The organism is Natronococcus roseus, from assembly GCF_043677095.1.
Taxonomy (GTDB): domain Archaea; phylum Halobacteriota; class Halobacteria; order Halobacteriales; family Natrialbaceae; genus Natronococcus; species Natronococcus roseus.
On sequence record NZ_JBHLJR010000001.1, the window covers coordinates 357,365 to 377,502 of the forward strand.

The 20,138-nt window shown below is 68.1% G+C and carries 16 protein-coding genes; 5 read left to right on the forward strand and 11 right to left on the reverse strand.

Annotated features, from left to right (window positions below; translation table 11 throughout):
* Positions 1–37 precede the first annotated feature (37 nt).
* A complete protein-coding gene (locus ACFEMD_RS01930; protein ID WP_394739189.1) occupies positions 38–1,099 on the forward strand; it encodes an NAD(P)-dependent glycerol-1-phosphate dehydrogenase in 1,062 nt (353 codons plus the stop codon).
* Here the strand turns inward: ACFEMD_RS01930 and ACFEMD_RS01935 are convergent.
* The 4 genes from ACFEMD_RS01935 to ACFEMD_RS01950 all read right to left on the reverse strand — a co-directional run bounded on the left by ACFEMD_RS01935 (position 1,096) and on the right by ACFEMD_RS01950 (position 5,983).
* Complete coding sequence (locus ACFEMD_RS01935; protein ID WP_394739190.1) at positions 1,096–2,130, reverse strand: lysylphosphatidylglycerol synthase transmembrane domain-containing protein; 1,035 nt, start codon at positions 2,128–2,130, stop codon at positions 1,096–1,098. The two genes, ACFEMD_RS01930 and ACFEMD_RS01935, sit on opposite strands and share 4 nt — an antisense overlap.
* Before the next feature lie 89 nt (positions 2,131–2,219).
* Entirely contained in the window at positions 2,220–3,059 is an 840-nt protein-coding gene (locus tag ACFEMD_RS01940) for an ABC transporter permease subunit (protein WP_394739192.1), read from the reverse strand.
* Positions 3,056–4,027 (reverse strand): ABC transporter ATP-binding protein, encoded by a 972-nt coding sequence (locus ACFEMD_RS01945; RefSeq protein ID WP_394739193.1) that lies wholly within the window; start codon positions 4,025–4,027, stop codon positions 3,056–3,058. Before ACFEMD_RS01945 ends, ACFEMD_RS01940 begins: the two co-directional genes overlap by 4 nt.
* A 72-nt stretch (positions 4,028–4,099) precedes the next feature.
* Positions 4,100–5,983, reverse strand: coding sequence for a S9 family peptidase (locus ACFEMD_RS01950; protein ID WP_394739194.1), 1,884 nt, complete (start codon positions 5,981–5,983; stop codon positions 4,100–4,102).
* Between the two features lie 181 nt (positions 5,984–6,164).
* Here ACFEMD_RS01950 and ACFEMD_RS01955 point away from each other — a divergent pair, with 181 nt between their 5' ends.
* From ACFEMD_RS01955 to ACFEMD_RS01965, 3 genes are all read left to right on the forward strand, one after another.
* Entirely contained in the window at positions 6,165–6,749 is a 585-nt protein-coding gene (locus tag ACFEMD_RS01955) for a hypothetical protein (protein WP_394739195.1), read from the forward strand.
* A 156-nt stretch (positions 6,750–6,905) separates the two neighbouring features.
* Positions 6,906–7,631, forward strand: a complete 726-nt coding sequence (yqeC, locus tag ACFEMD_RS01960) for a selenium cofactor biosynthesis protein YqeC (RefSeq protein ID WP_394739196.1) — start codon at positions 6,906–6,908, stop codon at positions 7,629–7,631.
* Positions 7,632–7,781: 150 nt separating this feature from the next.
* Positions 7,782–9,521, forward strand: a complete 1,740-nt coding sequence (locus ACFEMD_RS01965) for an aldehyde ferredoxin oxidoreductase family protein (RefSeq protein WP_394739197.1) — start codon at positions 7,782–7,784, stop codon at positions 9,519–9,521.
* A 59-nt stretch (positions 9,522–9,580) separates the two neighbouring features.
* Here ACFEMD_RS01965 and ACFEMD_RS01970 read toward each other — a convergent pair whose 3' ends face one another.
* The 4 genes from ACFEMD_RS01970 to ACFEMD_RS01985 are packed head-to-tail and all read right to left on the reverse strand — an operon-like array spanning position 9,581 to position 14,964.
* A complete protein-coding gene (locus ACFEMD_RS01970; protein ID WP_394739198.1) occupies positions 9,581–10,216 on the reverse strand; it encodes a TorD/DmsD family molecular chaperone in 636 nt (211 codons plus the stop codon).
* Positions 10,217–10,265: 49 nt separating this feature from the next.
* Positions 10,266–11,372 carry a dehydrogenase gene (locus ACFEMD_RS01975; protein WP_394739199.1) on the reverse strand — a complete coding sequence of 369 codons (1,107 nt, stop codon included), beginning with the start codon at positions 11,370–11,372 and terminating at the stop codon, positions 10,266–10,268.
* A gap of 6 nt (positions 11,373–11,378) precedes the next feature.
* Entirely contained in the window at positions 11,379–11,981 is a 603-nt protein-coding gene (locus tag ACFEMD_RS01980; RefSeq protein ID WP_394739200.1) for a 4Fe-4S dicluster domain-containing protein, read from the reverse strand.
* 10 nt (positions 11,982–11,991) lie between these two features.
* A complete protein-coding gene (locus tag ACFEMD_RS01985) occupies positions 11,992–14,964 on the reverse strand; it encodes a molybdopterin-dependent oxidoreductase (RefSeq protein ID WP_394739201.1) in 2,973 nt (990 codons plus the stop codon).
* Positions 14,965–15,276: 312 nt separating this feature from the next.
* Between ACFEMD_RS01985 and ACFEMD_RS01990 the strand changes: the two genes are divergently transcribed.
* A complete protein-coding gene (locus ACFEMD_RS01990) occupies positions 15,277–16,017 on the forward strand; it encodes a DUF7124 domain-containing protein (RefSeq protein ID WP_394739202.1) in 741 nt (246 codons plus the stop codon).
* Positions 16,018–16,154: 137 nt separating this feature from the next.
* Here ACFEMD_RS01990 and ACFEMD_RS01995 read toward each other — a convergent pair whose 3' ends face one another.
* From ACFEMD_RS01995 to trpB, 3 genes are all read right to left on the reverse strand, one after another.
* The gene (locus ACFEMD_RS01995; protein WP_394739203.1) at positions 16,155–18,287 is read right to left on the reverse strand and encodes a hydrogenase iron-sulfur subunit; all 2,133 of its coding nucleotides are present in this window, start codon (positions 18,285–18,287) and stop codon (positions 16,155–16,157) included.
* Positions 18,288–18,447: 160 nt separating this feature from the next.
* Entirely contained in the window at positions 18,448–18,846 is a 399-nt protein-coding gene (locus ACFEMD_RS02000; RefSeq protein WP_005552824.1) for a hypothetical protein, read from the reverse strand.
* Positions 18,847–18,946: 100 nt separating this feature from the next.
* The gene (trpB, locus tag ACFEMD_RS02005; protein ID WP_394739204.1) at positions 18,947–20,098 is read right to left on the reverse strand and encodes a tryptophan synthase subunit beta; all 1,152 of its coding nucleotides are present in this window, start codon (positions 20,096–20,098) and stop codon (positions 18,947–18,949) included.
* Between the last annotated feature and the right edge of the window lie 40 nt (positions 20,099–20,138).

Consider the following 20,138-nt stretch of genomic DNA (forward strand, 5'->3'; position numbering starts at 1 on the left):
AACAACACGTATATCCCGGTGGTGACTCAGCTACCGTATGTTCGAGAAGTCGACGTGGATTCGCCTTCCGCGGAACGTCATCGTCGGCCACGACGTGCTGTCGGACGTCGTCGACGCCGTGGACGAACTCCACCTGCAGGGACGGCCGCTGTTCGTGACCAGCCCGACGCCGCGTCGGGTCGCGGCGGAACCGATCGTGGCCGACTTCGAGGCCATCGGGGTCGAGCCGGCGGTCGTCACCGTCGAGTCCGCGTCGTTCGACGCCGTCGAGGAAGTGATCGAGACGGCCGAGGCTGAAGAGGTCTCGTACCTCGTCGGCATCGGCGGCGGGAAGGCGATCGACATCGCGAAGATGGCCAGCGAGCACCTCGAGATGGGGTTTCTCTCCGTGCCGACCGCGGCCAGCCACGACGGGATCGTCAGCAACCGCGGCTCGGTGCCCGACGGCGACACCCGCCACAGCGTCGCCGCCGAACCGCCGCTCGCCGTGATCGCCGACACCGGCGTCCTCGCGGAGGCCCCCTGGGAGCTGACGACCGCGGGCTGTGCCGACATCATCTCGAACTACACCGCCGTCATGGACTGGCGCCTCGCCCGCCGGCTTCAGAACGTCGAGTACTCGGAGTACGCCGCCGCGCTCTCGGAGATGACCGCCGAGATCCTCGTCGACAACGCCAACCACGTCCGCCCCGGCCTCGAGGAGTCGGCCTGGATCGTCACCAAGGCGCTGATGTCCTCGGGCGTCGCGATGAGCATCGCCGGTTCCTCGAGACCCGCAAGCGGCGCCGAACACCTCTTCTCCCACCAGCTCGATCGGCTCGCGCCCGGAACGGCACTGCACGGCCACCAGGTCGGGGTCGGCTCGATCGTAACCGCCTACCTTCACGGCGGCGAGCGAGGCATCTGGAAGGACATTCGGGACGCACTCGACAGCATCGACGCGCCGACGACGGCAGCCGAACTCGGCATCGACGACGAGACGGTGATCGAGGCGCTGACGACCTGCCACGAGATCCGCGACCGCTACACGATCCTGGGGAACGGAATGAACGAGCGGGCCGCTCGAGAGGTCGCGACGAAGACGGGCGTTATCGACTAAAGGCCGCGATCGATCGGGAGCGCGGGCTTCGTGCCGAACACCGAGACCAGCACGGCCACGCAGCCGCTGATCGCGAAGTGGGCCCAGTAGGTGGTCAGTCGGTAGAGGATCGCCCCCGCGGTCGCGACGTCGGCCGGAACCCCGGCGGTCGCAACCAGCAGGCTCGCCAGCACGACCTCGATCCCACCGCTACCGCCGGGGAGGGGAACGATCCCGCCGAAGGAGGCCAGCGGCGCACAGACGAGCACCAGCGCCAGCGGAACGTCGACCCCGAGCGCGAGCAGCCCGAAGTACAGGGGTAAGGCGTTGAGCACCCAGCTCGCGACCGCGATTCCGAACGCGGCGACGAGCGTGCGCCGCGAGGCCTGGATCGCCTCGAGCGTTCCGAAGAAGCCGTCGATCCGGTTCGTGAGCCGTCCCTCGATCGACGGCAGCCGGGGGAGGGAGCCGACGGCGGTCTCACAGCGGGCGGCGAGCCCGAACGAGACGCGCCTCGCGACGCCGCGGTTGAAGACGACGAGAACGGCTCCGGCGGTGAGCAGTCCGCCACCGCCGGCGACCGCGAGGCTGCCGATAACGGTGTCGACCGAGCCGTTACCGACGACGGCGAAGATCGCGACGCCGATTCCGGCGAGCACCAGACTGCCGACGAGGTTGAACCCCTCCGCGGCGGCGACGACCGCGAGATTGTCCTCGAACTCCGAGTCGGAGTCCCGTGCGAGCAGGAACGCCATCACGGGCGTTCCGGTCGAGCGACCCCACGGGAGGGCACTCCGGGCGAAGTAGCCCGAGAGGTACGCCGTCGCGAACGTCGTTCCGCTCGCCGCGCCGTCGATCGGCGCCAGCAGCCGTTTGACCAGCGCGCCCCGAAGCGCGAGCATTCCGAGACCCGCGACGAGAGCGGCTGCGAGCGCGGCTGGATGCGCCGCTCGAACGTGTTCGAGCACCTCGTTCCAGCCGACTCCGGAGACGAACAGTCCCACGACGCCGACTGCAACGACGAGTCCGGCGACCGCTCGCCGCCACTGCATGGGCGCTCCTACAGATCGGACGCTAAAAACGTCGGTGGAATCGCAGTCCTGAATGTCTCTCTCGAGTGTGTGTTCGGCGTCTCGAGAGGTCAGCCGAGATCGGCGCGACGGAACCGCCAGATCCCTGCTGCGAGCGGGACGACGACCCAGCCCGCGAGGAGCACGAGCATGAACCAGTCCTGGACGTAGAAGGCGTCGAACCCGTTCGCGGCCTGTCCCCCGCCCATCGCCGCGTCGGGAAAGACAAGTCCGAGCCCGTTGAGGTAAGCGCCGGTCGGACTGAGGCTGAAGATGAACTCGATGTGTTCGTCGGCGTAGCTCAGACCGAGTTCCTCGAGGACGAACTCGGCCATGTAAGCGGGGCCGACCGGGAGGAAGTTCCAGCCGACGTTGAACGCGAAGAAAAAGCCGATAGCGCCGCCCATCGCCCGTGATCGGCTCGCGGTCGCCGCCGAAATCGCGACGGCGATCGAGACGTAGGCGAGCGCGTACAGCAGCGTGAGCCCGACGAAGGCGGCGTAGTCGCCGTACTCGACGGTCATCTCCGGGACGAGCGTCCAGGCGACGACGACGCCGAGCGCGAACGCTCCGAGCAGCGAACCGAGCACGACGCTCGCTCGAGAGAGCAGCTTGCCGAGGACGACGTCGGTCCGCGAGACGGGAAGGCTGAGCTGGTACCGAATGCTGCCCGAGCCGCGCTCGCCGGCGATCGAGAGGTAGGCCGCGACCAGCGCGACCAGCGGAACGAGCAGGACGCCCCCGACCGTCGCGAGGCTGAACATGATCACGTAGAAGTCCGGGTTCGCGGCGTTGCTCTGCCCCCAGTAGAAAAGCAACATGAACAGGACGTAGAGCACGACGGGAACCCAGACCAGCCTGGCGCGTCGAACGGTCAGGAAGTCCCGCCTGGCGACCGAGAGGACGTTCATGCGGTCACCTCTCGTTCGCCCGGTTCGGGCTCGTCTGCGGTCTCGACCGCACCGGAGCTTCCGGTTCCGTCGGTGTAGCGGTTGAACAGCTCCTCGAGGGAGGTGTCGGTTGAGATGATATCAGTCACCGTCGCCCGCCCGTCGAGATGACGAACTACGTCGACTTTCACCGTCGGATCCTCGCAGACGGCAGTCACCGTCTGTCCCTCGACGGCCGATCGGGAGACGCCGGCGACGCTTCCGAGACCGAGGTCGTCGGGGTCGGCCGGCGTCGCAAGCTCGAGTTCGATCGTCGCTCCGCCGGTCGCCTCCTCCCGGAGGGCCTCGATGCTGTCCAGCGCGACGAGACGACCTCCGTTCATGATGCCGACGCGGTCACACACCGCCTCGACCTCCGAGAGGATATGACTCGAGAAGAAGACGGTCGTACCGTCGTCGGCCTCCGCGCGCAACAGCTCGCGCATCTCCTGAATTCCGGTCGGGTCCAGTCCCGAGGAGGGTTCGTCGAGGACGAGCAGGTCCGGATCGCCGATCAGGGCCATTCCGAGGCCGAGACGCTGGCGCATTCCCTTCGAGAAGCCGCCGGCGGGTCGGTCGGCGTCCGCGAGGATGCCGACGCGCTCGAGGGTCGCGTCGACGTCGGTCTCGACTCCTTTCGTGTCAGCGACCCACTCGACGTGCTCGCGGGCTGTCAGCCGCTCGTAGAGGGTCGCCCCCTCCGGAAGCACGCCGATTCGATCGCGGATCGAACCGGGGTCGTCCTGCGCGTCGTAGCCGAGCACCGTCGCAGACCCCGACGTCGGTCGGACGAAATCGAGTAGCATGTTGATCGTCGTCGACTTCCCGGCGCCGTTCGGGCCCAGAAAGCCGAAGATCTCTCCCTCCTCGACGGTCAGGTCGAGGTCGTCGACGGCGAGGACGTCCTCGCCGTAGCGTTTGGTCAGGGCGGTCGTTTCGATAGCGGGCACGATCGAACGTTCGGTCAGTGAACTGTAAATCTTCCTGAAAGACGCGCTCGAACCGAGAGGAGAGAGCCGTCCTCAGACGTGCTCGTCGAGGAACTCCGCGATCGCCGAGTACGCCTCGATGCGGTTCTCGAGCTTCGAGAAGCCGTGGCCCTCGTCCTCGAAGATCAGCTTTCGGACCGGGACGCCCTGCTCTTTTGCCTGCTCGGCGATCTGTTCGGCCTCGCCGACCGGCACGCGGGGATCGTTCTCGCCGTGGAGGACGAACAGCGGCGCCGCGATGTGCTCGATGTTGTTCGTCGGCGAGATCGCCTCGAGGAACTCCCGGTCCTCCTCGAGGCTGCCGTACTCGGCCTCGCGTAGCTCGCGGCGCCAGTCACCGGTGTTCTCGAGGAACGTGACGAAGTTGGCGATGCCGACGATGTCGATCCCGGCGGCCCACAGCTCGGGGTACTCCGTCATCGACGCGAGCACCATGAACCCGCCGTAGGAGCCGCCCTTGGCGACGATCCGATCGGGGTCGACCGCCTCGTGGCCCTGTAGCCACTCGACGCAGGCCCGAATGTCGGCCACGGAGTCCATCCGCTTCTCGACGTCGTCCAGGGCGGCGTAGTCGGCGCCGTAGCCCGCCGACCCGCGGACGTTGGGCTCGAAGTAGGCGTACCCCCGGTCGAGGAAGTACTGCTTGACGCTCGAGAAGGAGGGCCGGCGCTGGCTCTCGGGGCCGCCGTGGATGTCGACGATGACGGGGACGCCCTCGTCGCTCTCGGTTTCGCTCGCCTCGTCCTCGCTGGGGAGCGTGAAAAAGCCGGGCACTTCCAGCCCAGCGTGGGACTCCGACGGAGTCCCACGAGCGGACGGGCTTTGCCCGTCAACGCCGAAACTCTCGACGCGGACCAGTTCGGACTCGTCGAACGTCTCGGGCGGGATCCCGCCCGTCGGCGCCGCGGTCCAGCGCTCGGCCTCGCCGGTCTCGACGTCGACCACGAAGGCGTTCGTGTTGACCGTGTCCCCGGTCGTCGAGATGGCGAAGCGCTCCGCGTCGGGATCGAAACTCACGCCGCCGGCGACCCCGCCCGGCAGATCAGGTTCCGGGAAGGTCTCGAACTCGGTCGGCTCGTCGGCGTCGAACTCGCCGACGGTGAGCTCCGTGTAGCCCTCGACGTTCTTCGAGTAGACGAACCGGCCCGTCTCGTCGTCCAGCGCGATCCCGTCGACGTTCCACTCCCCGTCGTCGACGACCGTTTCGAGCTCGCCGCTTGCGAGGTCGAGGTACGCGAGATAGAGCGTGTCGGCGTCGCCCTCGTCGGTCACGAGGTAGATCCCCTCGCCGTCGGGCGCCCAGCTCGCGCTCTGATAGCGGACGTCGCCCTCGTGGGGCGTGAGGTGCTCGAGTTCCTCGGTCTCGAGGTCGAGCACGTACAGGTCCTGATCGAAGTTGGAGTACGCCTGCGAGACCAGCAGCCGGGAGTCGTCGGGACTCCAGCCCGACAGCGAGAGCCAGCCGTCGCCCTCGTAGACGAGCCGAGCCTCGTCTCCGATCGTGTCCCGATCCTGGACGTAGATGTCGAAGACGGACTCGTCGCGACGGTTGGAGGCGAACGCGAAGCGGTCGCCGCCGTGGCTCCAGCCGCCCCACCGGTGTTTCGCGTCGGGCATCGCGGTCAGGTTCTCGATCTCGCCGGTGTCGGCGTCGAGCCGGTAGAGCTGGGCGCGCTCGTTGCCGCCTTCGTCCATCCCGAAGATCAGCTCGGGCCGCTCGGGCGACCAGGAGGCGAAGGTGACCCGCTCGTCGTAGAACGTGCGCTGCTCGGGCCACTCGCGGGGCCCTTCGAGCGTCCAGACCTGGGCGGTGCCGGTCGTATCCATCAGGAAGGAGAGTCGCTCGCCCTCGGGACCGAAGGAGGCCCCGTAGGCGCTGCGAACGTTGAGGTAGCGTTCGATGTCGTAGCGTCCCATGGGTCGGTGGTACGAACGCGGCCCGGTAGTCGTTTCGGTCCGGAACTCGGCGCTCGGCTCGGGTAGTCGCCGCCTACGTTCGGCGACGCGAGGCCGACCGGTCGGCACCATCGTCACGTGTCGGACGACAGAGGGTTTGCGGTGCTTAACAATACCGATCAGGGTGCGTACGTCGAGTACGATGTCGGGAACGCGCGGGTACGACCGGGAGCCGGACGGGGGATCCGTCGGAGCGGTGTTCGTCACGGCGGTCGCCGTCCTCGTCGTCTTCGGGATGACGATCGCCGGGGTCACCCTCGGGCTCGGGGTCAGCGGCGACGCCTCGAGCGCCGAGACGGACGCGGAGACCGAGGACCTGCCGGGACTGGAGGACGATCCCGCCGAGATGATCGACGCCACCGATTCGGACGACGAGACCGAGGATGAAGGGGGCGACGACGAGACGGCGGACGAGGGAGGCGGTGACGACGACGAGACGGCGGAACTCGACTGGGAGGATCTCGAGGACGACGGGAACGAAACCGACGACGGGACCGGCGGGAACGAGACGGCCGACAACGAAACCGACGGGAACGAATCGGCGACCGACGACGACGATGACGACGATGACCACGAAGCGGATGACGATGACGAGGCAGATGATGGTGACGACGATGAAGACGAGGACGACGAAGCGGACGACGACGATGACGATGATGAGGACGATGACGACGAAGACGACGAAGACGACGAAGACGACGAAGACGACGAAGACGACGACGACTGACGGCAGGGACTCGAGCGGGCGATCCTCGCCAATCGTGTCCTCGCCGATCGCGTGGGCGAGACGACGGACGCGAACCAGCGGGTGCAACTCCCGCCGCCGTCGCGTCGGTCGGACACGCAGCTACAAGTGCGACCGCTCCAATGTTCGGGTATCGATATGGATCTTCCCGAGGCGCTGACCGCCCGCGGCAACGTCACCTGCGTCGTCGGCGCGGGCGGCAAGAAGTCGACGCTGTACGCGCTCGCGGACCGACTCGAGCGCGCGGTCGTCACCGCCACCGTTCGCATCCCGCCGTTCGAGGAACAGGTCGAGGACGTGATCGTCACGGATCGCCCGCTCGAGGCGATCGACTCGGCGGAGGCGTGGCCGATCGGTCTCGTCGCCGGCCGCGAGGGATCGGACCGCTACCTCGGCTACGATCCCGAAACGGTCGACGACTTCGTGGCAGATCTCGGACCGGAGATGTCGGTGGTCGTCAAGGCCGACGGCGCCCGCACCCGCTGGTTCAAGGCGCCCAACGACGACGAGCCCCAGCTTCCGACCGCGACCGACGTCGTCGTCCCGATCGCGAGCGCGAAGATCGTCGGCGAGCGACTTGCCGAGGAGCACGTCCACCGCCCCGAGCGGGTCGCGGCGATCACCGACCTCGATCCCGGCGATCGGATCTCGGCGAGCGACGTCGCGACCGTGGTGACGAGCGACCGGGGCGGCTGCAAGGACGTTCCCGACGGCGCGACGGTGATCCCGCTCGTGAACATGGTCGACACCCCCGAACTCGAGGAGACGGCCCGCGAGATCGCCGACGAGATCCGCGACCGACGGGACGTGCCCCGGGTCGTTCTCGCGCAGTTGCTCGAGGATCGGGTCGTCGATGTCGTCTGATACGGTTTGCTGTAACGATTTACCGGTGGGACCGCAGGACGGATCGCGGTCCCACCGGAAATGACTTACAGCAGACAGTATGAGTCCGACCGACGGCGCTCGCAGCCGAGAGCTTTAACTATCGCTCGGCGGTTACGATTACGGGACTGCATGGAAACGGGGGAGACTCTCGTCCGCGTCGATCTCGCGGCCGAGTCCGTCGCGTCCGAATCGGTACCGGAGTCGTGGCGCCGAAAGTACGTCGGGGGGAAGGGACTCGGCGCCCGCTACCTCTACGAGGAGCTGGAGCCGGGGACGGACCCGCTGGGCGACGACAACGTCCTGTTGTTTCTGACGGGGCCGCTGACCGGTCTCCTGCCCGGCGAGCAACGCTCGGTCGTCGTCACCAAATCGCCGCTAACCGGGGCCTTTCTCGACTCATACGCTGGCGGCTCGATGGCCGGACGGCTCGCGGGCTCGCTGGGCGACCACGTCGGGATCCTCGTCACCGGTCGGGCGGACCGTCCCGTCAGACTCGAGATCGAAGACGGCGAGGTCTCGATCACGTCGGCCGAAGACTGGTGGGGGCTCGACGCCCGCGAGACCGACGAGCGAGCGGGCGAGGCCGCGGTCGCCTGCATCGGCCCCGCGGGCGAGAGCGGGGTCTCCTACGCGACGATCGCCTCCGACGGCGGCGACCACCACGCCGGTCGGGGCGGCGCGGGCGCGGTGATGGGCGCGAAGCGGCTGAAGGCGCTGGTCGCTCGCAACGACCCGCCGGAACTCGGCGCGGACCTCCGCGAGCTCCACCGACGGTACGAGGAGGCGTTCGCGACCGACGACACCGGCCGCTGGCAGGCCGCCAGCGAGACCGTCGAAACGCTCGACTTCGCGAACGAGGTCGGCGTCCTGCCGACCCGCGGCTGGCAGGAGGGCCGGTTCGACGGCGCCGACGGGATCGGGATCGAGGCCGTCCGCGACGCCGCCCACGACCGCGAGCGAGCCGACGAGCCGGTTCCGGGCGGGTTCCAGGTCGAGAGCGACGACGGCGAGAGCGTCCCGCGGGGATCGACCCCGATCTCGCTGGGCGCCGGGTTGGGAATCGACGACTTCGACGCCGTCGCGACGCTGGGATCGGTCTGCGACCGACTGGCGCTCGACGTCATCTCGGGGGGCAACGCCGTCGCCTGGGCGATCCGCGCGAGCGAGACCGGGCTGATCGACCGCGACCTCGAGTTCGGCGACGAGGCGGGCGCCCGCGAGCTGATCGAGGAGATTACCCACCGCTCGAGCCCGCTGGGCGAGACGCTCGCCGACGGCGTCGACGCGGCCGCGGCCGAGTACGGCGGCGACGACCTGATCCCCTCGGTGAAGGGGATGGCGCTGCCGGCCTACGATCCCCGTGGGGCGTCCGCGATGGCGCTGGCGTACGCGACCAGCGACCGGGGCGCCTGTCACCGCCGCGCGCGACCGGTGGAGGTCGAGGCGCTGGGCGGCACCGACTGGAGCGACGTCGACCGCGTGAACAGGGTGATCGCCGAGCAGGACCGCCGCGCCGTGCTCTGGAGCCTGATCGCCGACGACTTCTTCGGCGAGGCCCTCTCGGCGACGCTGGGTGCGGACTGGCTCGCGGCCGTCGATCGCGAGTACAGCCCCGAGGAGCTCCGCCGAGTCGGCGAACGCGTCTGGACGCTGATCCGCCTCTTCAACTGCCGCGAGGGGTTTACCCGCGAGGACGACACCCTTCCCCAGCGGCTCACTGAACCGCTCGAGGGCGGCCCCAACGACGGCGCGGCGATCGACGCGGCCGGCTTCGAGGAGACCCTCGAGCGGTACTACGAGCGCCGGGGGTGGGACGACGGCGTCCCGACCGACCGAACCCTCGAGCGACTCGACCTCGAGGGACTGTAGCGTCGGCTACTACTTCTGTGCGCTGTGGCAGGTGCCGCGTCGATTGGAGAAAAGCCGCGCTACTCGCCGTTCGCGGAGAGCTGCCCGTAGCCCGGCGAGAGGTCGTCGGGTTCGAGGCCGAGCAGGTAGGTGTCGGCCTGGAAAACCCCCTCGAGCAGCCAGCCGACGCCCTCGTAGAAGGGGTTGTCGGTCATCTCCTGGATGTCGCGGGCCAGCTCCCGCAGCCACCAGCCGTGGGCCTGCAGGAAGGCCCGTCGGTACTCGTCGTTGCCTCCACGGGCCAGGATCTCGAGGGCGGCGAGTTCGACGGCGGCGTGGTCGGCTTCCTCGCGGAGTTCCGTCGACGGCCGAATGCCGAGGTCGCGGTAGGAACTCTTGACGGCCGCGAGCGGTTCGCCGAGGTAGTCGTCGGCGTACCAGGACTCGTGAATCTGCATCCGCGGACGCGGTCCGACGAACAGGCGGGTGTGGATCCGATTCAGCTCGGCCGCCTCCGCCTCGGGGTCGTCGACCCTGGCTCGCCACTTGTCGAGCAGCTGGTAGCCCGTGTCGAGCGCCTGGGGCGACGCCTGCCGCGGCAGCTGTTCGGCGCTGAGCCGTTCGACGGCCGTCTCGTCGGGCGGATCCGCGAGAACGCCCGAGAGGAACGCGTACAGATCTGCGAGTTCGCTCGTGGGGTCGCTGGTCCGTGTCATACTGGGTACGAGGGTGTAGATCGGGTTAAAACAGTTGGCTCGAGCCCGCCTACAGCGGCAGGATGAGCGGTTCGAACTCGGCGGCGAGCAGGTAGCTCAGCGCCAGCGCGATCTTGCCGACGACCGCGAGGAGCGCAATGGTAGCGTACGTCGCCGTCGCCGCTGTCGGCGAGAGGGCGTCGCGTCGCTGGCCGACGACCGCGCCGACCGACAGCAGGATCGGGACGACCAGCCCGCCGATCACGGCGAGACCGACGAACGGCACGGCGTAGGTGGTGAGCAGGTTATTGATCCCCGCCTCCGCTGCGGGACTCTGCTCGGGCAACAGGACGATCGTCGCGACGACCATCGCCAGCGTCGCTGCCAGCAGTCCGGCGGTCACAAGCGAGTACTGCCGGATCGCGCGGCCGGGGTTTCGGCCAGCCACCGCCGCCAGCCCGACCGCTCCGGCCAGTCCCACGCCGAGGCCGCTGAAGATCTGGACCGGGAGCAGGAACGTCTTGTCCCACAGCGCGACCCGCTCGGTCATTCCGGAGCCGTAGGCCATCGCCGAGTAGATCAGGACGCCGGCCGCGGCGATCGAGAACACGCCGCCGAGCGCGAGCCGAACCGTCTCCGAGGGACGGGTCGTGTCGGCGAGCGAGTCGACGAGATCGAGCAGCCCGACGCGGTCGGCGACGCCGCGCAGCCCGTCGGTCCTGTCGGTGGTTGCGGCTCTGGCGGCGTCGCGCTCGGTTCCGCCGTCGGCCGCGACGGCGCCGGAGTCGGCTCGATCGGGTGCGTGCGGTCGGCTCCGTCCGAACGCGACCCAGGCGAACATCAGGAACGCTCCCAGCCCGAGTCCGCCGAGCAGGTACGCGCCGATGGTCATCCACGAGTCGAAGTTCGTCATCGTCAGCGGGATCAGCATCGCCCGGAACGGCGTCGCGAGGTGTGACAGCAGGATCGGCGGCCCGATCACCAGTCCGAGCAGTCCGACCAGGTAGCCGTACTTCGCGACCTGGCCGTGCCCGCGGGCGTCTCGCCGCGAGGCCAGGAGGTCGGCGACGTACCCCATCAGGTACGCTCCGCTGGCGATCCCGATCATCGCGATGTAGACGCCGATCTGCCAGTTCCACTGGGAGTACGGCAGGTCGAACGTGACTTCGGTTGCCATCGGCGGTTAGTCCCCCATGATCTCGTCCGCGTCCTCGCCGAAGACGATCTCGGCGGCCTCGTCGTTGAACGGCGTCGAGACGCCGTCCTCGTCGAGCTTCTCGGAGAGCTGCTCGGGCGTGCCAAACAGCAAGGCGTCGGTCGGACACTCCGAGGAGCAGGCGGGCTCGAGCCCCTCCTCCTGGCGCGGCTCGCAGGTCGTACATTTGTCCATCAGGCCGCCGCTTCGGGATCCCATCGGCTCGGCCTCCTCGGCCTCGGGAACCTCGGCGTCCGGGTACTGCGGTGCGCCGAACGGGCAGCCGACGCCGCAGTAGTGACAGCCGATACACATGTCGGCTTTGACGCGGACGCTGCCGCTGTCCCGGATGCGCAACGCGTCGGTCGGACAAACCTCGACGCAGGGTGCCTCGACGCAGTTGTAACACTGCATCGGCTTGTTTGCCTCCTCTTCGGTCCCGTGGCCGAGCGCGACGACCTGGATTCGGTCGCTCTCCGGGGGGAGGTCCCAGGTCCGCTGACAGGCGACCTCGCAGGCCCCGCAGTCGATACATGACTCCCAGTTCGGGATGACTCGTGCCGGTCCGCTGTTAGATTCTTGTGTACTCATTTGATCTCACCTATCGCTTGTTCCGATCCATGCGCTGTTCCTGCCACTTGATCTGTCGATCCGACAGCTCGGGGATCTCGTCGTCGTTGGCGACCCTGATGTTACACAGCGTCGTCTTGGTCTCTTGCATCTGGGTCTCGCGGTCGTAGGCCGGCGCCGTGCCGCAGTTGATCGACTCGCCGATCACCAGCGGCTCCATCCCGTCGGGGACGCTATCCATGACCCGCTCGCCCTCGAGGATACCGCTCCAGTGATAGGGGGCGAACGCGTGGTCGGACGCGACCCGTCCGGTCGGCCTGGCCTGGACGAGCATCTCGGCGTGTGGCGTCGTGACGACGATCCAGTCGCCCTCCTCGACGTCGATCTCGGCCGCGACGTCCGGATGGATCTCGAGGTACATCATCGGGGCCCGCGAGGCGGTCCCTTTCGTACTGCGGGTTACCGCGCCGGCTCCCTTGTGCTCGACCTGTCGACCCGAGGTGAGCACCAGCGGGTCGACGTCGCCGACCTCGACGAGTTCGTCGATGGCGTCGATGTTGTCCTGCTGGACGCCGGCGTTGTCGAGCTCGACGCGCCAGTGGTCCTCGACGCGTTCGTTACACGGGAAGTCCTCGACGAGGTCGGGCCGGGGCGTCACCGCGGGTTCGCGGTGGACCGGGATCTCGTCGGTGAGGTTCCAGGCCTTCATCCGGGCCCGACCGCGGCCCCACGGGGCGTCGGGTTGTGGGTTGTCGAACTCCTCGTAGTCGTCGAGTTCGATGTCGTACCCCTCGTCGTCGAGCTGCTGGGCGACGTCGGCGACCGAGGTGTCCTCGTCGAACGCGCCCTCGACCGGGATCGTCGCCGCGGCGGGGTTCTCGGGGTCGGGCAGCACGGTCGAGAACAGCGGGTACTGCGGGACCCCCTCGATCTCGCCGTCCCACCAGTCGGGCTCGAACGGATCCCGGAGCTGATCCTCGGGGTCGACGTCGGGATCGTCCTCGTCCCACCAGTTCGCCCGGAAGTCCATCCCGCCATCGGAGGGATGCAGTGAGTCGTCGTAGAGGATGGGCGTCCCGGGGTGGTCCTCGTGCCAGCACGGCCACGGCAGCCCGTAGTACTCCCCGTGAAGCTCGTGGTCCTCGTCGACCTCGGCCTGGATGTCCTCGGCGCTGAACACCTCGGAGTTCTGCTGGTGGGCCTTGAGTCGCTCGGGTGTCTGGCCGGTGTACCCGACCGATCGCGTCCCGAGGTTCCACTCCCGGGTGACGTCCTCGACCTCGTCGTAGTCGAAGTGCTCGCCGAAGCCGAGTCGCTCGGCGAAGTCACACATCAGCCCCCAGTCCGTTCGGGAGTCGTGGCGGGGTTCGATCGCCTGCGAACGCCACTGGATCTGTCGGCCGGTGTTGGTGACGCTGCCGGCTTCCTCGACGTTCGTACAGACCGGCAGCATGTAGACGTCGGTGTCGTCGTCGGCGAGCTCGGCGACCTGGTTCGGGAAGACGTCGACGTTGACGATGAAATCGAGCTCGTTGACCGCTCGCTGAACCTTCTTGTACTCGGTGAGCGAGGCGAGCCCGTGCCCCCAGAAGATCGCCGCGCGAAGCGGGTCGGGCTGGTAGATCTCCCACTCGTCGTCGAGGACGCCCTCGTACCAGCGGGCGACGGTGAACCCGTTCTTCTCCATCAGCTCGGTGTCGTGGAACCGGTCGTGGAGGTCGTCGTAGCTGACCTCGCCGGAGGTGCTCTCGGTCTGGGTCCAGACGTTGGCCCAGTGTTCCCAGGCGTCCTCGTCGAGCCCGTAGTAACCCGGTAGCGTGCTCGAGTCGACGCCGAGGTCGGTCGCGCCCTGGACGTTGTCGTGGCCCCGGAAGATCGGGGTGCCGCCGCCCGACTGGGCGGCGTGGCCGAGCGCCAGGTTGAGCATCGCGTAGGCGCGGACGTTCCCCGTCGCGTTGTTGTGCTGGGTGCCGCCCATCGCCCACTCGACGCAGCTGACCTCCGCGTCCGCGAGCTCCTCGGCGAGCTCCATCAGCTCCTCCTCGGAGATGCCACAGATGTCGGCGACGGTCTCGAGGTCGTACTCGGGGAGGACGTCGTCGCGGAACTCCTCCCAGGTGTCGACCATCACGCGGCTCTCGATGAACTCCTCGTCGTGAGCCTCGAGGTTCTCGACGATGTGGTAGATCAGGCCGTAAATAAAGGCGACGTCGGTACCCGAGCGGAACTGGTAGAAGTCGTCGGACGCGGCCGCGGTCTTGGTGTAGCGCGGCTCGGCGACGATGTGTTTGCCGCCCCGCTCCTGGGCCTCCTGGAAGTACTGCCAGGCGACGGGGTGGCTCTCGATCGGGTTGTGCCCGATGATGAGGTTGACGTCGACGTTGCGCATGTCGTTCGAGTTGTTCGTCATGGCGCCGACGCCCCAGACGTTCGCGATCCCCTCGACGGTCGTCGAGTGGCAGATCCGCGCCTGGTGGTCGATGTTGTTCGTCCCGTAGAACGCGGCCAGCTTTCGGATCAGGTAGGCGGCCTCGTTGCTGTGTTTGGCCGATCCGACCCACATCGTGGAGTGGGGACCGGTCTCCTGGCGGATGTCGTCGAGTCGACCCGTGATCTCCTCGAGGATCTCGTCCCACTCCATCTGGTTCCACTCGCCGTCCTCGAGCTTCAACGGCCGCTTCAGGCGCTGTTCGGAGTTGACAGACTGGGTTAACGAGGCTCCTTTCGAGCAGAGTCCCCCGCGGTTGACCGGGCTGTCCTCCCAGGTTTCCTGGCCGACGACCGCGTCCTCCTCGACGGACATCTGTATCCCGCAGCCGACCGAGCAGTGCGTACAGACGGTCTTTACCAGTTCGTCCCCCGCCTCGGGGTCGACGACGTCGTCCTCGTCGGCGGCGGCGCGCTGTTGAAGCAGTGTTCGTCCCCCGACCGCAGCCGCGAGGGTTCCGCCGGCGCCGGCTTTCAGGAACCCTCGCCGATCAAGGTCGAGTGATGACCGAGACATGAATCGTTCGTCAGTGACTCACGTTATTAATCCTTTGGGTCCGAACCGATTCGGCGCTTTTGTTAGACAGATTTCATCAGAACGTTTGGTAGGTGGCCGTCCGTTCAGTCTCTTGACAGCAGCGACGACACCGTGGCATTTAATCCGACTACAGCGCGAAGTACGGACGATGACCACGACGAGGACGGCACCGATCGGCCGGTCGCGACGCGTTCCGACCGCGGTACGCCCCGAACGGCGATCCGTGCGTCCGCGAGTGAGGGCAGCAGCCGCAACCGGAAGGAGCCGGCTCGAGGGGGTCGTCGGTCGCCGATGACCGACAGCATCGACCTCGACGACATGGACGTCGGCGAGGACGAGGACGACGGCGAGACCACCAACCACGGCGACTGGCTCTGGCGGGGCGAGGGCGATCCGGACGAGGAGTCGGACCCCGTCCGGAGCAACGCGTCCGTCGACGGGCCGACTGATGGCGAGTCCGAGAGCGACGGCGGGGACGACACAGAGCCGACCCGGCGCGTCCCCCAGGTACCGGGAGCGACGGAAGGACCGGTCGGCGTACCGGAGGATCGCGGCGGTGGTGGCGCCGGCGGGAGTTCGGACGCGGAGTCGGAGGCCGAATCGGGAACGGACGAATCGACGTCGGCCGATTCTACGCCCCGAACGACCGATCACGGCGAGGCGACGGCGGCCGACGACATGACTCTCGCGTTTACCTACCAGGCGATCAACCGGCTCGAGGATCCACAGTTCGTCGTCGGCGACGCCAGAGGGTGGGCCGACTGGATCGGGATCGTCGGCACGGTGTCGACGCCGGCGATCCGGAAGTTCCAGCGCGACGAGCGGATCGAACTCGACTTCTTCGGCGGCTCCGAGACCGGCCCGGCCGAGCGCCTCGCGGACGTCACGCCCGACTCGATGTTCTACGCCGATCGGACCGTCGTCGTCGGCTGCAGCGACGAGGAGTGGATCGCCGACGACGCCGGCTGGGAGTTCGTCCCCCTCGCGTCGGCCGCCGAGAAGGCCGACTGGACGATCGAACATCCGGAATGAGACGGACTCCTGTAAACCGTTTCTGACGCGACACGAACCGTCCTGTGGCCGTTCCGGAATTTTGGTACAGCAGACCCTACGAAAGTCGAGGCGACGCCCCCTCGAAAACTGGAGCCGCTCGCTTCTCGTGGGGCCGCTTAGACGTCGTGAAGTAGCCGCGCTCGGCACTCCGGACAGTACTGGAAGATGCTCTCCTCGGAGTCGGGGGCGAGGTCGGCGACGACGTCGCCGATACGGTCCTCGATCGCGTCGGCGGTCGCCTCGCTCGTGAACTGCTTTCCGCAGCCGGCACACGACAGCATCGACCCCTCGTACACCCGCTCCCAGGCGGGATCCGGCTCCTCCAGCTTGTTTTCCGGCAGCAGCGACAGGTCGAGCCCGTCCTCGACGCTCATGACGTTCTCGACGCAGACCTCCTCGCAGAGCCCGCAGTTGACGCAGCGCTCGTGGTTGAAGTCGAGGCCGTTCTCGGTGCGCCGGAGCGCGTCGGTCGGACAGTAGCTCGTACAGGTCGGCGTCAGCGTACAGCCCTCCGCGACCTCGACGATCCCGAAGTCCTTCAGCCCGCGGATCACCTCCCGCTCGGGCTCGACGTGCTCGAGGATGGCGCGAACGCTCTCGAGGGTCCAGCCGTGACTGTCGAACGGCGGGTTCTCCCGCTCGGGGTCGTCGATCTCGCCGTCGGCCTCGTGCTCGCCGGCGGGGATCGGCGACGCCTCGAGCTCCGTGACGGCGAACTGAGAGACCTCCTCGACGAACGCCTCGGGTTCGTCGGGGTCGGGCGCGAAGAAGGAGACCCGCTCGCCCAGTCCCAGATCCGCCGTCGCCCGGTTGACCCGCTCGACGAGTTCGGCTTTCGGATCCGGGCCGGAGTGGAGGCAGCTCCCGCCGCAGCCGACGATCGCGACGCCGTCGGCGCCGGCCGCCAGCGCGTGGAGGACGTGGGCCTCGCCGACGGTGTCGGCGCAGTTGACCGAGACGGGCAGGATCGGGGGATACTCGAGATCGGCCCGTCCCGCGGCCGCCAGGCGGCCGTACTCCCGAAGCGCGTTCTGGGCGCGCTCCGAGCAGACGAACGCGATCATCGGCGTCTCGATGCTCGCGCTCGAGCCCCCGAGCAGTCCGCTGACGAACCCGCCGTCGTCGCCCGTCGGGGCCAGCAGCGCCTCGACCTCGCGGGCGAGGCGCTCGTTGTTCGGCTCCTGGAGCCGGGTCGCCCCGGTCGGACAGGCGCTGGTACAGGCGCCGCAGTTCTGGCAGCTGTCGAGGTGGAACTCGACCTCGTCGATCGCGGCCCGCTCGACGGCGTCGTGGGGACAGGCCTCGACGCACTCGTTACAGCCCATCTCGCCGGCCGTCCCGGCGGCACAGACCTCCATCTCGAGATCCAGGAAGTCGATCCCCTCGAACCCGCCGAGCAGACGTTCGACCTCGTTGACCGTCGCCGGGTCGAACTTGGTGTGATAGCCCCGCTGGCCGCCGATCGGTCCCTCCCCGCCGGGGTGGATCACCTGATCGCACTCGATCGTCCGCTCGACGCCCTCCATCTCGATGGCGTCGGTCGGACAGACCGTCACCCACTCGCCGACCGGGGCTTCGGGATCGATGTCGACCGGGTAGCGGGTGACCATCCCGTCGGGTCCCTCGTGGACGCACTTCATACAGGAGACGCAGTCGTCGGTGACGAGCGCCTCGACCGTCAGCTCGAACTCGCCGTACTTGCCGTCGACGTCGACGACGCGACCCCGCTCGACGTCGACGTTCTCGAGGTCGGCGTCAGCGGTCGCCAGCTCCTCGCCGTTCGCGAGCAGCGTCACGTCCGCGGAGTCGGCGATCGCCGCGGCCGCGTCCGGATCGCCGACGACGACGACGTCGTAGTCGGCCCGGTGGATGCTCGATCGAGGCCGCCGCTCGGTCTCCCGGCCGGCGTTCGCCGCGTTGACCAGTCGCGCGGTCTTGGCGGTCGCGGCCTCGCGGTCGTGGACCCACCCCGCCCCCTCCCGCTGGTCGACGAACTCGACGTTGTCCGCCCGAAGCCCCTGTCGCTCGGCCGCAGCCTCGATCTTTTCCTGGGCCTTGGCCTCGGGACAGGTGACGACCATCTCGTCGAGTTCGTACTCCTCGATCACCTGTTCGAACGCCTCGAGCTTGTCCTGGCAGAGCAGCTGCGAGCTCGCGGCGACCTCGACGTCCTCGATCCCCTCTCTGGCCTCCTCGAGATCGATGTCGCAGGTCCCAGCGCAGGAACAGACAAACGCGCCCTCATTCATCGCGAACAGGTAGCAATGGCACGGTTGTAAAGCTGTCGTGACGAAAAGATCCGGAAGCGGCGGCTTCGGACCCACCGGGAACGGTCGGAACCGGGTCCGTGGCCGTGCTCGGGAAGCGAACGGGACGGCGCGACGCTTCGTCCCGGGGACGACGTCGGCCTCAGGTAATCAGTTCCGCGCTATCGGCCGAGATGTCGACGACGACGTCCTGGCGGGTTCGTTCGTTGATCTGGTCGAGGTTTCGGGTCAACACCTCGAGGATGTCCGCCGGCTCGGGGTAGACCAGGACGCTCCCGTCTTCGTCCTCGATCACGAGCTGGGTGTCCCGCAGCGTGATCGTGTCGTCTTCGATCCCTGCGACGTTGATCGGCAGCTCCTCGGAGCCGCCGACGTCGCCGGCTTCGACCTTGGTGATGTAGACCGCGTCGAGCGAGAGGAGGTCCTTGTACTCCCGGACGGCCTCGGCGCAGGCGACCATGTCCGTCGTGATCGCGGTCTTCTGTTCGTTCCCGTGCTCCCCGGTGTAGCAGTGCTTGCACACCCGCAGTTCCATCCGCATACGCGTCGGTTGGCGACGAGTCGGTATGACGATTACGAACTGCGACCCCGCGGGCTCGTCGGTCCCGCGATCCGGGGCTCCATCGTTACAGCAATCCGCCTCAGAGGTCGAACTTCCGCGCTGCGGTCTCTACGTCCTTGTCGCCCCGACCGGAGAGGTTCACCAGGATCGTCTCGTGGGCGCCGTCCTCCGCGAGTTCGATCGCTCGAGCCACCGCGTGGCTCGACTCCAGCGCCGGAATGATCCCCTCGGTCTCGCTGAGTTCCCGGAACGCCGCCAGCGCCGCCTCGTCGGTGACGCCGGTGTACTCACAGCGGCCGACGGCACGGAACATGGCGTGTTCGGGACCGACGCCGGGGTAGTCCAGTCCGGCGGAGACGGAGTGGACCTCGACGTCGTCGTCGATTACCCTGGTACGCATCCCGTGGAGGGTGTCGTCTCTTCCCCTCGCCAGCGGTGCCGCGTGCCGGCCCGAGTCGCTTCCCTCGCCGCCGCCCTCGGCGCCGTAGAACTCGACGGGATCGTCGCGGAAGGCGTGAAAGAGCCCGATCGCGTTCGAGCCGCCGCCGACGCAGGCAACCGCGGCGTCGGGCAGGTCGCCCGTCCGCTCGCGGAACTGCTCGCGGGCCTCCCGGCCGATCACCGACTGGAAGTCACGGACCATCCGCGGGAACGGGTCGGGACCGACGACGCTGCCCACGAGATAGTGGGTGTCGTCGACGTTTTCGGCGAAGTCCTCGAGGGCGGCGTCGACGGCGTCGGCCAACCCGGCATCGCCCCGCGAAACCTCGTTGACTTCGGCCCCCATAAGCCGCATTCGGAAGACGTTCATCTCCTGGCGGGCGACGTCCTTTTCGCCCATGTAAATCTCCGTCTCGAGATCGAGCAGCGCGCCGGCCATCGCCGTCGCGACGCCGTGTTGGCCCGCGCCGGTCTCGGCGATCAGCCGCTCGCGCCCGGCCCGCTTCGCGAGCAGCGCCTGCCCGAGCACGTTGTTGATCTTGTGGGCGCCGCCGTGGAGCAGGTCCTCGCGCTTGAGGTAGATCTCGGCGCCGTAGCGCTCGCTCAGATTACGGGCGTGGTACAGCGCCGTGGGGCGGCCGGCGAACTCCTCGAGGTGGTCCCGGAGGTCGGCCTGGAACGCCTCGGTCCCGGCGACCTCGTCGTAGGCGGTCGCGAGCTGCTCGAGCGGCTCGCGAAGCGGTTCCGGAACGTGTCTCCCCCCGTAGCCCTCGAACTCTCCGTCGGACATGATCGACCGTTTCTCGGAGACGGTAAAGTAAGTTCCGCGG